Source organism: Streptomyces sp. NRRL WC-3605 (assembly GCF_001509795.1).
GTDB lineage: Bacteria > Actinomycetota > Actinomycetes > Streptomycetales > Streptomycetaceae > Streptomyces > Streptomyces viridochromogenes.
The window spans coordinates 42,181-55,043 of record NZ_LLZN01000057.1; the positions used below are offsets into that span (position 1 = coordinate 42,181).

Sequence of the window (12,863 nt, forward strand, 5' to 3'; positions counted from 1 at the left end):
CGAGCCGTCCGCACACCTGGCGCCCCGCCGGGCGGCCCGGCCGGTGCCGGGCCCGCTGACCCGGCCCGAACCGCCGTCGGCACGGCCACCCGTATCTCGACAGAAAGAGCAGTATGCCCCGCTTCAGCGTCATCGTTCCGTCCCATGGTGTCGCGGGCCGGCTGTCCCGCGCGCTGGACTCGGTGCTCACCCAGTCCTTCGGCGACGTGGAGCTGATCGCGGTCTGCGACGGTCCCGGCTGCCCCGCGGCGGACGTCGTCTCCCGGTACACGGGGCGGGACCGGCGGGTGGTGCCGGTGCACGCGCCACCGTCGGAGGGCACGGCCGGGGCACGCAACGCGGGGCTGCGCTCCGCCACCGGTGACTGGGTGCTGTTCCTGGACGGCGACGACGAGCTGGCGCCGGGCGCGCTGGCGGCCCTGGACGGACGGCTGCGGGAGACCGGCGAGGCGGACGTCGTGTACTGCGGGCACGAGCGGGTCCCGTGGTGGACGGGCGAGCCGACCGAACCGGCGGCGCCGCTGCTGGCCCGCGCCCCCGACGGGGCCTTCCCGCCCGAGCGGGCCCCGTGGCTGACCGGCGTCGGGCTGCCCGCCTGGAGCGCGGCCTACCGGCGCGCCTTCCTCACCGAGCAGGAACTCGCGTTCCCCGGCGGTCACTTCACAGACGTCGGCTTCGGCGGGCTGGCCGCCCTGGCCGCCGGGCGGATGGCGGTGCTGCGCCGGGTCGTCGTACGGCATCGGGTGCGGCGGCAGGGCAGCCGGCTGAACCGGCCGGGCCCGCACCACACCGAACTGCTGGACCAGGTGGAGCTGGTGCTGACCCGGGCCGCCGAACAGCGGCTGCCGGGGCACCGCCACGGGCCGCTGTTCCGGGAGTTGTTCGCCGCCGTGCTGAAGACGGCCGCCCATCCGCGGCGGCTGCCGGACGGGCGGCGCGCGTTCTTCCGCCGGGCCGGGGTGCTGTACCGCCGGCACCGCCCGGCCGGTTTCCGCGTGCCGGGCGGCAGTCCGGGGGTGCAGCACCGGCTGCTGGCGGTCGGCGCGTACGGCGCGTTCCGGGTGCTGCGCGCGGCGAACCGGGCGGTGGGCGGGGTCCTCGCGCGGGTGCCGCGCCCGCGCGGGCTGCGCACCCGGCTGCGCTACCGGCGCCGGCTGCGCCGCCCCCTGGACCGCGACCTCGTGGTGTACTGCGCGTACTGGGGCCGCGGCTACCTCTGCAACCCGGCCGCGATCCACGCCAAGGCCCGAGAACTGGCCCCACACCTGCGCTCGGTGTTCCTGGTCGAGGCGGAGCAGGCGGCCACGCTGCCCGACGGCGTGGAGCACGCCGTCATCGGCTCCCGTGCGTACTGGGACGTGCTGGCCCGTGCCGCGTATCTCGTCAACAACGCCAACTTCTCGGACGCGGTCGTCAAACGCCCGGGCAGCGTGCACCTGTCCACCCAGCACGGCACGCCGCTGAAAAAGATGGGTGCCGACCAGGCGACGTACCCGGTGGTGGCCGCCGCGACCGGCAGCTTCGCCCGGCTGCTGGCCCGCGTGGACCGCTGGGACTACAACGTGACCTCCAACCGGCACTCCACGGAGATGTGGGAGAGCGCCTACCCCGCCGCCCACGAGACGCTGGAGTACGGCTATCCGCGCAACGACGTCTACTACACGGCGACCGCCGAGGACGTCGCCCGCGTCCGGCGTGAACTCGGCGTCCCGGAGGGGAAGAAGGCCCTGCTGTACGCGCCGACGCACCGCGACCACGCGTCCGGCTTCGAGCCGGGCCTGGACCTCGCGGCGCTGTGCGAGGAGATCGGCGACGAGTACGTCGTGCTGCTGCGCGCCCACTACTTCTACGACCGGGGCGACCGGCGCGCGTCCGGCCGGATCATCGACGTGACGGGGCATCTGTCCTCGGAGGACGTGTGCCTGGCCGCGGACGCGCTGATCACCGACTACTCGTCCATCATGTTCGACTACGCCAACCTGGACCGGCCGATCGTCGTGTACGCCGACGACTGGGACGTCTACCAGGAGGTGCGGGGCGTCTACTTCGACCTGATGCGGGAGCCGCCGGGCCGGGTGGCGCGCACCCCCGGCGAGCTGGCGGCGCTGCTGCGGGACGGCTCGTACGCGGACGAGGAGGCCCGGGCGCTGCGGGCCGCGTTCCGGGAGCGCTTCTGCCAGTTCGACGACGGGCGGGCCGCCGAGCGTGTGGTGCGCCGGGTGCTGCTGGGCGAGCCACCCGAGGCGCTCCCCCCGGTGGTCCCGCTCGCCGAGCGCGTCCCCGCCCCCGTCCCCGCCGCGACGACCCTCACCAGGAGCTGACGTGCCCCGCTTCAGTGTCATCGTGCCCGTCTTCAAGGTGCAGGGCTTCCTGCGGGAGTGCCTGGACTCGGTGCTCGGGCAGTCGTACGCCGATCTGGAGGTGATCGCGGTCGACGACCGCTCCCCCGACGGCTGCCCCGCCATCCTGGACGGCTACGCCGAGCGGGACCCCCGGGTGCGGGTGCTGCACCTGCCGGAGAACGTCGGCCTGGGCCGGGCCCGCAACGCGGGGCTGGCGGAGGCGAGCGGCGACTACGTGCTGTTCCTGGACAGCGACGACCGCTGGACGCCGGGTCTGCTGGAGGCGGTCGACGCCCGGCTGACGGCGGCCGACGAGCCGGACATCTTGGTCTTCGACCATGTGCGCACCCACTGGTGGGGCCGCGGAGGCCGCAGCGAGGCCGCCGACCTGCTGGCGGCGGCCGGGACGGACGTGGTGAACGTCCGGGAGAGTCCTCAGTACCTGCGCCTGTTCCTGGTCGCGTGGAACAAGGCGTACCGCCGGGACTTCTTCCTGGGGCACGGTCTGCGGTACGCGCCGGGCCTGTACGAGGACGCGCCGGTCACCTACCGCTCGATGGTGCTGGCCGAGCGGATCGTGTGCCTGGAGCGGATCGGCGTCGAGTACCGGCAGCGCCGCCAGGGCGCGATCACCAGGACGCCGGGGCGGCGGCACTTCGACATCTTCCCCCAGTACGACGGCCTGTTCGCCTTCCTTGCGGAGCGGCCGGACCTGGTGTGGGCGCGGCCCTTGCTGTTCGAACGCGCGCTGGACCACATGCTGTTCGTGCTGGCCCGCGAGGACCGGGTGCGCCCGGCGGACCGGCCGGCCTTCCACCGCGAGATCCGCGCCTTCCACGCGCGGCACCGCCCCGAGGGCTTCGTCCCGCCGGAGGGCCGGCGCGGCACCGAGATGCGGCTGCTGGCGTCGGCGCCCTACGCCTCGTACGCGGCGGTCCGCGGGCTGCGTGAGCTGCGGCGGGTGGCCGGGGGCGGCGCCCGGAAGGTGACGGGGGCGGTGTCGGGGCGGGCGCACCGCGCCTGGTACGCGGCCTGTTCACGGCGTCCGCTGGATCCGGATCTCGCCGTCTACTCGGCGTTCTCGCACCGGGGCGTGCTGGGGGACCCCGCGGCGATCCACGCCAAGGCGCGGGAGATCGCCCCGCATCTGCGGGGCGTGTGGGTGGTCCGGGAGGACGCGGTGGCGGACCTGCCGCCCGGCACGGACTTCGTGACGCCCGGCTCGCGGCACTTCCACGAGGTCATGGCGCGGGCCACGTACTGGGTGAACAACGTCAACTGGCCGGGCACGCTGGCCAAGCGGCCGGGCAGCGTGCACATCCAGACCCACCGGGGCACCCCGCTGAAGTACATGGGGGCCGACCTGCTGACCAAGCCGGGTGCCCGGCACGGGTTCGACGTGCCGAAGATGCTGTGGCGGGCGGACCGCTGGGACTACAGCCTGGTGGCGAGCCGGCACGCGGAACTGGCGTGGGAGCGGGCCTACCCCTGTCACTACACCTCGGTCAGGACGGGCAGCCCCCGCAACGACGTGCTGGTCACGGCGGGCCCCGAGGCGACGGAGGCGGCCCGGGCGCGGCTGGGCGTGCCGCCGGGGAACACCGTGGTGCTGTACGCGCCGACCCGCCGGGACTACCGCAAGGGCGGGCACGTCGACCGGATCGACCTGGCGCGGTTCGCCCGCGACCTCGGGGAGGGCCGCACGCTGGTGGCGCGGCTGCACCCGTCGCTCGCGCAGGGCGTCGCGCGCGGGCTGGGCCTGGCGGATCTGCACCGCAGGGGCGTGCTGGTCGACGCGACGGACGTGCCGCGGGCCGAGGACGTGCTCCTCGCGGCGGACGTGATGGTCACCGACTACTCGTCCCTGATGTTCGACTACGCCCTGCTGGACCGGCCTCTCGTGGTGCACGCGGACGACTGGGGGGCGTTCACGGCGAGCCGGGGCGCCTACGTCGACCTCATGGCCGAGGCGCCGGGGCATGTGACGCGCTCGTACGGGGAGTTGGCGGAGCTGTTCGCGTCCGGGGCGTGGCGGGACGGGGAGTCGGCGCGGCTGCGGCGGCGGTTCAAGGAGCGGTTCTGCGAGTTCGACGACGGGCTGGCCGCCGAGCGGGTCGTGCGGGCGCTGATGCTGGGCGAGCCGATGCCGGGACGGGCGGCGGGGACGGGCCGGGTGCCGGGTCCGGCGGGCCCTCGGTCGCTCCTGGACACGCGCTGACCGGCATCCGCAGCACGGAACTCACCCGAAGAGGTGAAGAGCGTCAGAGCCGTTGACCCGAGCGGGAAGACTCGGCAGATGCCTGGAACCCCCACACCCTCCTCGACCCGAGACGCGGGTGCCCCCACGGGGACCCTCGTGCGGAGGGCCGTGCGCGGCGCGAGCGCGCTGCGCGGCGGTCGCGGCCCGCGCCCGACGCCGTACCAGGCCGTCGGGTTCGTGTTCTGCCTGGTGATGCTGCTGGCGTACTGGGCGGTGCCGTTGTGCTGCGACGCAGGGCAGCACGCGGCGGTCGTGGAGCGGCTGCGGGCGGACCTGTTCCATCCGCGCCATCCGATGGCGGACCTGCCGGGCGCCGGCAGCCCCTACTACTCCCCGTACGCGGTCGCCGAGGCCGTCTTCGCGCTGCTGACCGGGCTGGGCGGCTGGGAGGTGGTGCGGCTGGCCGGGGTGCTGAACCTGCTGGTCCTGCTGACCGGGATCGGCCGGCTGACGCGCGTGCTGACCCCGCGGCCGTGGGCGCCGGTGCTGGCGCTGGGCGCGATGACGCTGCTGTGGGGCACCGAGCGGGCCTGGTGGAGCGGCTATCTGAACCTGATGTCGATGACCGGGAACCTGGGGTACCCGTCGGCGTTCGCCATCGGGCTGACCTTCTGGGCATGGGCCCTGACGGGGGCACGCGCCCGCGGCGGGCGGGCGGTCCGGTACGTCGGCCCGAGCGGCCTGCCCGGCTGGGCCGGGTACGCCGCACTCGGGGTGCTCTACGGGCTGATCCTGCTGATCCATCCGATCACGGCGGTGGCCGCGGCCCTGGGGGCGGTGGCGTTCGTCGCCGGATGGCAGCGCCCGTGGCAGGCCGCCGCCGTGGCGCGCTGGGGGCTGACGGCGGCCGTGGCGGTGCTCGTCGCCCGGTCCTGGCCGTACTTCGACGTGTTCGCGCTGGCCGGGGACGGCAGCGTGGACGCGATGCACCGGCAGCTGTACGAGCACCTGGGCGGGCAGTTCTGGCTGGCGCTGCTGGGCCTGCCCGCGCTGTGGCTGCGCGGGCGCCGCGCGTCCTGGCGGGACCCGCTGGTCCTGCTGTTCGCCCTGGACTGCCTGCTGGTGGCGTACGGCTGGGTGAGCGGCCGCTATACCTACGGCAGGATCCTCGGCCTCACCGTGGTGCCGCTCCAGTTCGCGCTGGCGGTGGAGCTGGCGGCGCCCCGGCCGTGGGGCGCGGCGCGCCGGGCGCTGGGCCTGGCCGCCGCGGCCGGTGCCTGTGCCGGGTTCCTCACCGTGCAGGGCGGGGCGGTGCTCCCCACGGCCCTGGATCCGCTGGACCTGGAGCAGCCGTCGCGCTGGCCGTCGTACGCCTGGGTGGCGCGGCATGTGGCGAAGGGCGAGGTGGTCGTCTCCGACGGGCACTACGCGCCGCGCTCCCTGCCCGGCTACGGAGTGAACCTCGCGGCGCCGGTGTGGCCCGACCCCGCGCTCGACGAGCGGCAGCGGGAGCGCCGGGCCGCCGACGTCCGCGCGTACCTCGCCCCCGACTCCACCCGCGCCACGCGGACGGCCGTCGCCCGCCGGTACCACGCGCGCTGGCTGCTGCTGACGCGCTGGAAGAAGGTGCCGGAGGAGGCGGTCGTCGTGGCGTGGAGCCGGGAGACGGGGGAGGTACTGGCGCGGATCGGCTGACGGGCGCCGGGGTTACTCGATGACGAGGTCCACGTCGATGTTGCCGCGGGTGGCGTTGGAGTAGGGGCAGACCTGGTGGGCCTGCTCGACCAGCTTGCGGCCGGTCGGCTCGTCGAGGGTGTCGGGCAGCTCGACACGCAGGGTGACCTTGAGACCGAAGCCCTCGCCCTGCTTGCCGATGCCGACCTCGGCGGTGACGGCGGCCTCGGAGACGTCGACCTTGGCCTGCCGGCCGACCAGGCCGAGCGCGCTGCCGAAGCAGGCGGCGTACCCGGCGGCGAACAGCTGCTCCGGGTTGGTGCCCTCGCCGTTGCCGCCCAGCTCCACCGGCGGGGCCAGCTTGACGTCGATGCGGCCGTCGTTGGAGACGGCGCGACCGTCGCGGCCGTGGGTGGCGGTGGCGACTGCGGTGTAGAGCGCGTCCATGGAGAACCATCCCTCTCGTAGGTCGTGACGGACGCCGGGGCGTCCGTGACTGTGCGGTCCGCCCCGTTCCGTCCCGGGGCCGCCGTACGACCACAAGTAGAGCACGCAATTCAATTGCGTGCAACTGAGTGGCCCACAGGGGAGCTACTCTGGAGTCATGACGAGCACGCCCACGGCCGACTGGCTCCGCCTCGACCAGCAGATCTGCTTCTCCCTGAACGCGGCCTCGCGCGCCTTCGGCGGCGTCTACCGCGTGGTCCTGAAGGATCTGGGCCTCACCTACCCGCAGTACCTGGTGATGCTGGTGCTGTGGGAGCAGGGCGAGCTGCCCGTGAAGCGGCTCGGGGAGCACCTGCGCCTCGACTCCGGCACCCTGTCGCCGCTGCTCAAGCGGCTGGAGGCGGCCGGCCTCGTCCGCCGGGAGCGCAGCGCCCGCGACGAGCGCTCGGTGGAGGTGCGACTGACGGAGGAGGGCGACGCCCTGCGCGAGCGCGCGCTCGAGGTGCCGCGCCGGATCTCGGCGGCCACCGGGTTCGACGTGGACGAGATCCGCGAGCTGCGGGAGCGGCTCGACCGGCTCACCTCCGCGCTGGACACGGCGGCACGGGACGCGTAGAGCCCGGCCGCCCGATGGGCCGTATTCGTACTATTAGCCGACATTCATGACGGATATGCGGCGTATCTCCACCCGCATGCCATTTGTCCGTCCTACGATCCGCGGTGACGAGCACTGAACCGGCCCGCGGTCGTCGTCGTCTTCCGCCACGGGCCGCACCTCCCGCCCTCGGGATCCGCCGCACCATCCCTACGACCCGGACCGTGGCCCCATGCACCCACCGCCCCCGCCCACCGCGCCCGACCGGCAGGTCGCCGTGGTCGTCATCGGCTACGACGACGCCGCCCATGTGACGACCGCCGTCCGCTCGGCGCTGGCCCAGGGCCCGGTCGTGCGGGAGGTCGTCGCCGTCGACGACTGCTCCACCGACGACAGCGCCGCCCGGCTGGCCGCCCTCGCCGCGACCGAGCCGCGCCTGAGGGTCGTACGGCGGCGGGTCAACAGCGGCGGCTGCGGCAGCCCGCGCAACACCGGCCTGGACCGGGTGACCGCGCCGTACGTCATGTTCCTGGACAGCGACGACGTCCTCGCGGCGGGCGCCGCCGGGACGCTGTGGGCGGCGGCGGACGGCTCCGGCGCCCAGGTCGCGGGCGGCCTGTGCGTACGACGGGAGCTGCCCGAGGGGCGCGAGGTGCCCTGGGAGCCGTCCCTGTACGCCGCGCACGCCGTGTTCGAGCGCCCCGCGCAACGCCCCCGGCTGGTCCACGACACCCTCTGCGTGAACAAGCTCTACCGCACCGACTTCCTGCGCGCCCACGGCATCCGCTTCCCCGAGGGCCGCTTCCCCTACGAGGACTTCGTGTTCACCGCGCGCGTCCTCGCCGCCCGCCCGCGGATCGCCGTCGTCCCCGACCTGGTCTACGTCTGGCACGTGCGCCGCGCGGCGGGCCGGCTGTCCATCTCCCTGGACCGCGCGGACGTCGCGAACTGGCGGGCCCGCACCGAGGCGAGCCGGCTCGCCCACGAGATCCTGCTGGGCTCCGGCCAGAAGGAGCTGGCCCGGGCCGCGCGCGCCAAGTTCCTCGACCACGAGATGCGGATGTACGTCCGCGAGCTGGGGCTGCGCGACGCGTCCTACCGGCGCGCCTGGTGGGCGCACACCCGGGCGTACCTCGCCGAGTACGACGCCTCGGACTGGGCGCACAACCCGACCGCGCCCGGCCGCCTGATCGGGCGGATCGTCCTGGCCTCGCCCGAGCCGCTCGACCTGCCCCGGCTGCGCGACCTCGCCTCCCGCCCCGCCCGCCTGCTGCCGCCGTACGCCCGGGCCGCCGACGGCACCCCGGTCTGGTCGGCCGCGCTCCCCCAGGTCACCCTGGAGCCGCTGCTGACCCGGCCCGTCGATGTCCTCCCGCTCGCCGTGGACGCGGACCTGCGCCCCGGGGCGCGGACCGCCGTCCTGCGGCTGCGCCTGCACGAGCTGTACGGGCGGGTGGCACACGCGGGGCCCGCGGCGCTGGAGGTGGAGTGGCGGTGCCGGGAGACGGGACGCACCGCAGGGCCGCCCACAGCGGTGGTGCCGGAGCCGGACGGGGAGTCCTGGCGGGCCGAGAGCCCGGTGCGCTGGGCCGCGTTCGGCGCCGGCACCTGGGACCTGCGGCTGTGCCTCCGCTTCCGGGAGGGCGCCGAGCGCGAGGTCACCGCCCACGCCGTCACGGGCACCGGGGCGCTGCGCCGCCGCGCGGTCCTGGGCGCCGGGCACACCGTGGTCCTCGTCCAGCCCTACGCCACCCACTCCGGGGCGCTCGCCCTCCGCGTTGCCCCGGGCCTGCGGGGAGTTCTGTCCGTCGTCCGCGGCAGACTCCGCCGCCTGCTTCACTGACAGCGACACCGACCTGCACGAGCACTGGCCACTGATGAGGGGACGGCCGCACATGACCTGGCTGATCACCGGCGGCGCCGGTTACATCGGAGCACACGTGGTACGGGCGATGACCCAGGCGGGCGAGCGTGCCGTGGTGTACGACGACCTGTCCACCGGCATCGCCGACCGGGTGCCCGACGGCGTCCCGCTGGTCGTCGGCTCCACCCTGGACCGCGACCGGGTCGCCCGCGCCCTCGCCGCCCACCGGATCTCCGGCGTGGTCCACCTGGCGGCGAAGAAGCAGGTCGGCGAGTCGGTCGACCGGCCGCTGCTGTACTACCGGGAGAACGTCGAGGGGCTGCGCGTCCTCCTGGAGGCGGTGACGGCCACGTCCCACGTGCGCTCCTTCGTCTTCTCGTCCTCGGCGGCCGTGTACGGCACCCCGGACGTCGACCTGGTGACCGAGGAGACGCCGTGCGCGCCGATCTCGCCGTACGGCGAGACCAAGCTGGCGGGCGAGTGGCTGGTCCGGGCGACCGGCCGGGCCACGGGCCTGTCCACGGCGTCGCTGCGCTACTTCAACGTGGCGGGCGCCGCCGCCCCGGAGCTCGCCGACACCGGTGTCTTCAACGTGGTCCCGATGGTCTTCGAGAAGCTGACGCAGGGCGCCGCGCCGCGCATCTTCGGCGACGACTACCCGACCCCGGACGGCACCTGCGTCCGCGACTACATCCATGTGGCCGACCTCGCCGAGGCCCATGTCGCCGCGGCCCGCGCCCTGCAGTCCTCGCCAGGTCACTCCCTCACCCTCAACGTCGGCCGGGGCGAGGGCGTGTCGGTGCGCGAGATGATCGACGTCATCAACGCCGTCACCGGCTACGACCACCCGCCGACGGTCACCCCGCGCCGCCCCGGCGACCCGGCCCGCGTGGTCGCGTCCGCCGATCGCGTCGCCACCGAGCTGGGCTGGAAGGCGAAGTACGACGTCCTGGACATGATCACGTCGGCCTGGGCCGGCTGGGTGCGCAGCCACCCCGAGGCGGCCCGGGACTGAGCGCCCGGGACTGAGCGCGCGGGCCCGCGTGCGGGCCCGCGTGCGGACCGCCGGGCGCGGTCAGAGGGCCTTGAGGGCCGCCGAGGTGGCGCGGGACAGGGCGTCGAGGTGGCCCTTGGGCAGCTTCGGGCTGCGGATGACGACCGAGCGCCAGTACAGGGGACCGGAGATCAGATCGAGGGCCAGCTCCTCGTCGAGGCCGGACCGGACCTCCCCGCGCCGCTCGGCGGCCCGCACGATGGTGCTGGCGACGCTCGCCTGGCCGTCGCGCAGCGCCTTCTGCACGGCCTCGGCCATCTCCGGGCTGCGAGCGGCCTCGGCCTGCAGGTCGGGCAGGATCTGCGAGGCGAGGGGGTGCCGCAGGGCCCGGGCGGTCACCTCGTAGAGCATCCGCAGATCGCCCTCCAGGGTGCCGGTGTCCGGGACGGGCAGGCCCAGCACGGCGACCGCGGACACCACGTCGAGCACCAGGTGCAGCTTGGAACGCCAGCGCCGGTACACAGCCGTCTTGCCGACGCCCGCGCGGCGCGCGATGCCCTCGATCGACATGCGCGCGTAGCCGACGGCCGCCAGTTCCTCGAAGACGGCCGCCCGGATCGCCTCGGTCACGTCCTCCCGGAGCACGGCCGCCCCGGCGGGGGCCCGGCGGCGCGGCGGCGTCGAGGACTGATCGGCGTCGGTCGTCATGCCGACAGCATAGGGCGTCGCGACGATACGGCACCGTCCCCACGCACGCGGCCACCGCGTGTTCGCCCGCGGGCCATCTTCCCGTCACGACGGAACGGTTGCGTTCCGACGCCGACTCGTCCTACGCTCACGTTGCGACGAAACGGTCCCGTCCCGACGTAAGAGAACGCGAAGAGAACGGTGAGAACCGCACCGGCCCTTCGCCCCCGCCCCCTCCTCCAGCGAAAGCAGCGGATGTGACTCAGGCCCTGCACACACCGCCCCGGACGGCCGAGGCGCCGCCCGGGACCGACCTCGCGGCCCTGGCCGCCCGGCACGGGCTGTCCGTCAGCGGCGCCCGCCCCACGCTGCCGCAGTACGTCCGCCAGTTGTGGGCGCGGCGGCACTTCATCACGGCGTTCTCCACCGCCAAGCTCACCGCCCAGTACAGCCAGGCGAAGCTGGGCCAGGTCTGGCAGGTGCTGACGCCGCTGCTGAACGCGGCGGTGTACTACCTCATCTTCGGCAAGCTCATGGGCACCAGCCGGGGCGTGCCGGACTTCGTCCCGTTCCTGGTCACCGGCGTGTTCGTCTGGACGTTCACCCAGAGCTCGATCATGGCGGGCACCCGCGCGATCTCCGGGAACCTGGGCCTGGTGCGCGCCCTGCACTTCCCCCGGGCCGCGCTGCCGATCTCCTTCTGCCTCCAGCAGCTCCAGCAGCTGCTGTTCTCGATGGCGGCGCTGGTCGTGATCCTGCTGTGCTTCGGCGTCCCGGTCGCCGCCTCCTGGCTGCTGGCGCTCCCGGCGCTGGTGCTCCAGTTCGCCTTCAACGCGGGCGTCTCCCTCGTCGTGGCCCGGATGGGCGCCAGGACGCCGGACATCGCGCAGCTGATGCCGTTCCTGCTGCGGACGTGGATGTACGCGTCCGGCGTGATGTTCAGCATCAGCCACATCATGAGCAAGCACACGGACGCGCCCTCCTGGCTGACCGCGGTCCTGCAGGCCAACCCGGCCGCCGTCTACATCGACCTGATGCGCTTCGCCCTGATCGACAGCTTCCACGGGAGCCAGCTCCCGCCGCACGTCTGGGCGCTCGCGGCCGGCTGGGCCCTGCTGGCCGGCGCCGGCGGTTTCATCTACTTCTGGAAGGCTGAGGAGACGTACGGCCGTGGCTGAGCACACCGAGAAGGTCCCCACCGTCGTCGCCGACGGCGTCGACATCGTCTACCGCGTCAACGGCACGGGGGCGGGCCGGGGTTCGGCCACCGCCGCGCTCAACCGCATCCTGCGCCGCGGCAAGGCCGAGAAGGCGGCCGGCGTGCGCACGGTGCACGCCGTGCGGAACGTGTCCTTCGTCGCGTACCGGGGCGAGGCCATCGGCCTCATCGGCACCAACGGCTCCGGCAAGTCGACCCTGCTCAAGGCGGTCGCCGGTCTGCTGCCCGTGGAGAACGGCCGGATCTTCACCGACGGCCAGCCCTCCCTCCTCGGTGTGAACGCCGCCCTGATGAACGACCTGACGGGGGAGCGCAACGTCCACCTCGGCGGGCTGGCGATGGGCATGTCCCGCGAGCAGGTCAAGGCGCGCTACCAGGAGATCGTCGACTTCTCGGGCATCAACGAGAAGGGGGACTTCATCACGCTGCCCATGCGCACGTACTCCTCGGGCATGGCGGCCCGGCTGCGGTTCTCCATCGCCGCCGCCAAGGACCACGACGTGCTGCTGATCGACGAGGCGCTGGCCACCGGCGACCGCTCCTTCCAGAAGCGCTCCGAGGCCCGCATCCGCGAACTGCGCAAGCACGCCGGCACGGTGTTCCTGGTCAGTCACAACAACAAGTCGATCCGCGACACCTGCGAGCGCGTGCTGTGGCTGGAGCGGGGCGAGCTGCGCATGGACGGGCCGACCGACGACGTGCTGAAGGAGTACGAGGCGTTCACCGGCGACAAGGCGGCCAAGCCGAAGCCGAAGCCCCGGACGGCGGCGCCCGTTCCCTCGTGAGGCGCAGTACGGGCTCACCCTTTCGTCCTATAAGTGCCACTATGGCCGAGCAGGGT

Annotated in this window: 10 protein-coding genes; 8 read left to right on the forward strand and 2 right to left on the reverse strand. The window is 74.0% G+C overall.

All coding sequences use genetic code 11. The features are described from left to right. The first annotated feature begins 113 nt into the window (after window positions 1-113). The 3 genes from ADL34_RS18145 (at window position 114) to ADL34_RS18155 (ending at window position 6,237) form a co-directional block, all read left to right on the forward strand. Complete coding sequence (locus tag ADL34_RS18145) at window positions 114-2,321, forward strand: bifunctional glycosyltransferase/CDP-glycerol:glycerophosphate glycerophosphotransferase (protein ID WP_062668781.1); 2,208 nt, start codon at window positions 114-116, stop codon at window positions 2,319-2,321. Window position 2,322: 1 nt separating this feature from the next. Further along, window positions 2,323-4,560, forward strand: a complete 2,238-nt coding sequence (locus tag ADL34_RS18150; RefSeq protein WP_062668782.1) for a bifunctional glycosyltransferase/CDP-glycerol:glycerophosphate glycerophosphotransferase — start codon at window positions 2,323-2,325, stop codon at window positions 4,558-4,560. Between the two features lie 78 nt (window positions 4,561-4,638). Next, window positions 4,639-6,237, forward strand: coding sequence for a hypothetical protein (locus tag ADL34_RS18155; protein ID WP_062668783.1), 1,599 nt, complete (start codon window positions 4,639-4,641; stop codon window positions 6,235-6,237). Between the two features lie 12 nt (window positions 6,238-6,249). Here ADL34_RS18155 and ADL34_RS18160 read toward each other — a convergent pair whose 3' ends face one another. Continuing rightward, complete coding sequence (locus ADL34_RS18160) at window positions 6,250-6,663, reverse strand: organic hydroperoxide resistance protein (protein WP_062668784.1); 414 nt, start codon at window positions 6,661-6,663, stop codon at window positions 6,250-6,252. Between the two features lie 157 nt (window positions 6,664-6,820). Here ADL34_RS18160 and ADL34_RS18165 point away from each other — a divergent pair, with 157 nt between their 5' ends. The 3 genes from ADL34_RS18165 to galE all read left to right on the forward strand — a co-directional run bounded on the left by ADL34_RS18165 (window position 6,821) and on the right by galE (window position 10,137). Next, complete coding sequence (locus ADL34_RS18165) at window positions 6,821-7,279, forward strand: MarR family winged helix-turn-helix transcriptional regulator (RefSeq protein ID WP_062668785.1); 459 nt, start codon at window positions 6,821-6,823, stop codon at window positions 7,277-7,279. A 211-nt stretch (window positions 7,280-7,490) separates the two neighbouring features. Beyond that, window positions 7,491-9,101, forward strand: coding sequence for a glycosyltransferase family A protein (locus ADL34_RS18170; RefSeq protein ID WP_062668786.1), 1,611 nt, complete (start codon window positions 7,491-7,493; stop codon window positions 9,099-9,101). 52 nt (window positions 9,102-9,153) lie between these two features. Next, window positions 9,154-10,137, forward strand: a complete 984-nt coding sequence (galE, locus tag ADL34_RS18175; RefSeq protein WP_062668787.1) for a UDP-glucose 4-epimerase GalE — start codon at window positions 9,154-9,156, stop codon at window positions 10,135-10,137. Between the two features lie 60 nt (window positions 10,138-10,197). Here galE and ADL34_RS18180 read toward each other — a convergent pair whose 3' ends face one another. Then, complete coding sequence (locus ADL34_RS18180) at window positions 10,198-10,824, reverse strand: TetR/AcrR family transcriptional regulator (protein ID WP_062668788.1); 627 nt, start codon at window positions 10,822-10,824, stop codon at window positions 10,198-10,200. Between the two features lie 236 nt (window positions 10,825-11,060). Between ADL34_RS18180 and ADL34_RS18185 the strand changes: the two genes are divergently transcribed. After that, a complete protein-coding gene (locus tag ADL34_RS18185; protein WP_062668789.1) occupies window positions 11,061-11,981 on the forward strand; it encodes an ABC transporter permease in 921 nt (306 codons plus the stop codon). Next, a complete protein-coding gene (locus ADL34_RS18190; RefSeq protein ID WP_062668790.1) occupies window positions 11,974-12,807 on the forward strand; it encodes an ABC transporter ATP-binding protein in 834 nt (277 codons plus the stop codon). Before ADL34_RS18185 ends, ADL34_RS18190 begins: the two co-directional genes overlap by 8 nt. Window positions 12,808-12,863 lie beyond the last annotated feature (56 nt).

What these genes read in the sequence shown, in the direction of transcription:
- ADL34_RS18180 (WP_062668788.1), bottom strand. Translation starts at nt 10,824, where the DNA reads ATGACGACCGACGCCGATCAGTCCTCGACGCCGCCGCGCCGCCGGGCC.
- ADL34_RS18170 (WP_062668786.1), top strand. Translation starts at nt 7,491, where the DNA reads ATGCACCCACCGCCCCCGCCCACCGCGCCCGACCGGCAGGTCGCCGTG.
- ADL34_RS18145 (WP_062668781.1), top strand. Translation starts at nt 114, where the DNA reads ATGCCCCGCTTCAGCGTCATCGTTCCGTCCCATGGTGTCGCGGGCCGG.
- ADL34_RS18165 (WP_062668785.1), top strand. Translation starts at nt 6,821, where the DNA reads ATGACGAGCACGCCCACGGCCGACTGGCTCCGCCTCGACCAGCAGATC.
- ADL34_RS18160 (WP_062668784.1), bottom strand. Translation starts at nt 6,663, where the DNA reads ATGGACGCGCTCTACACCGCAGTCGCCACCGCCACCCACGGCCGCGAC.
- galE (WP_062668787.1), top strand. Translation starts at nt 9,154, where the DNA reads ATGACCTGGCTGATCACCGGCGGCGCCGGTTACATCGGAGCACACGTG.
- ADL34_RS18155 (WP_062668783.1), top strand. Translation starts at nt 4,639, where the DNA reads ATGCCTGGAACCCCCACACCCTCCTCGACCCGAGACGCGGGTGCCCCC.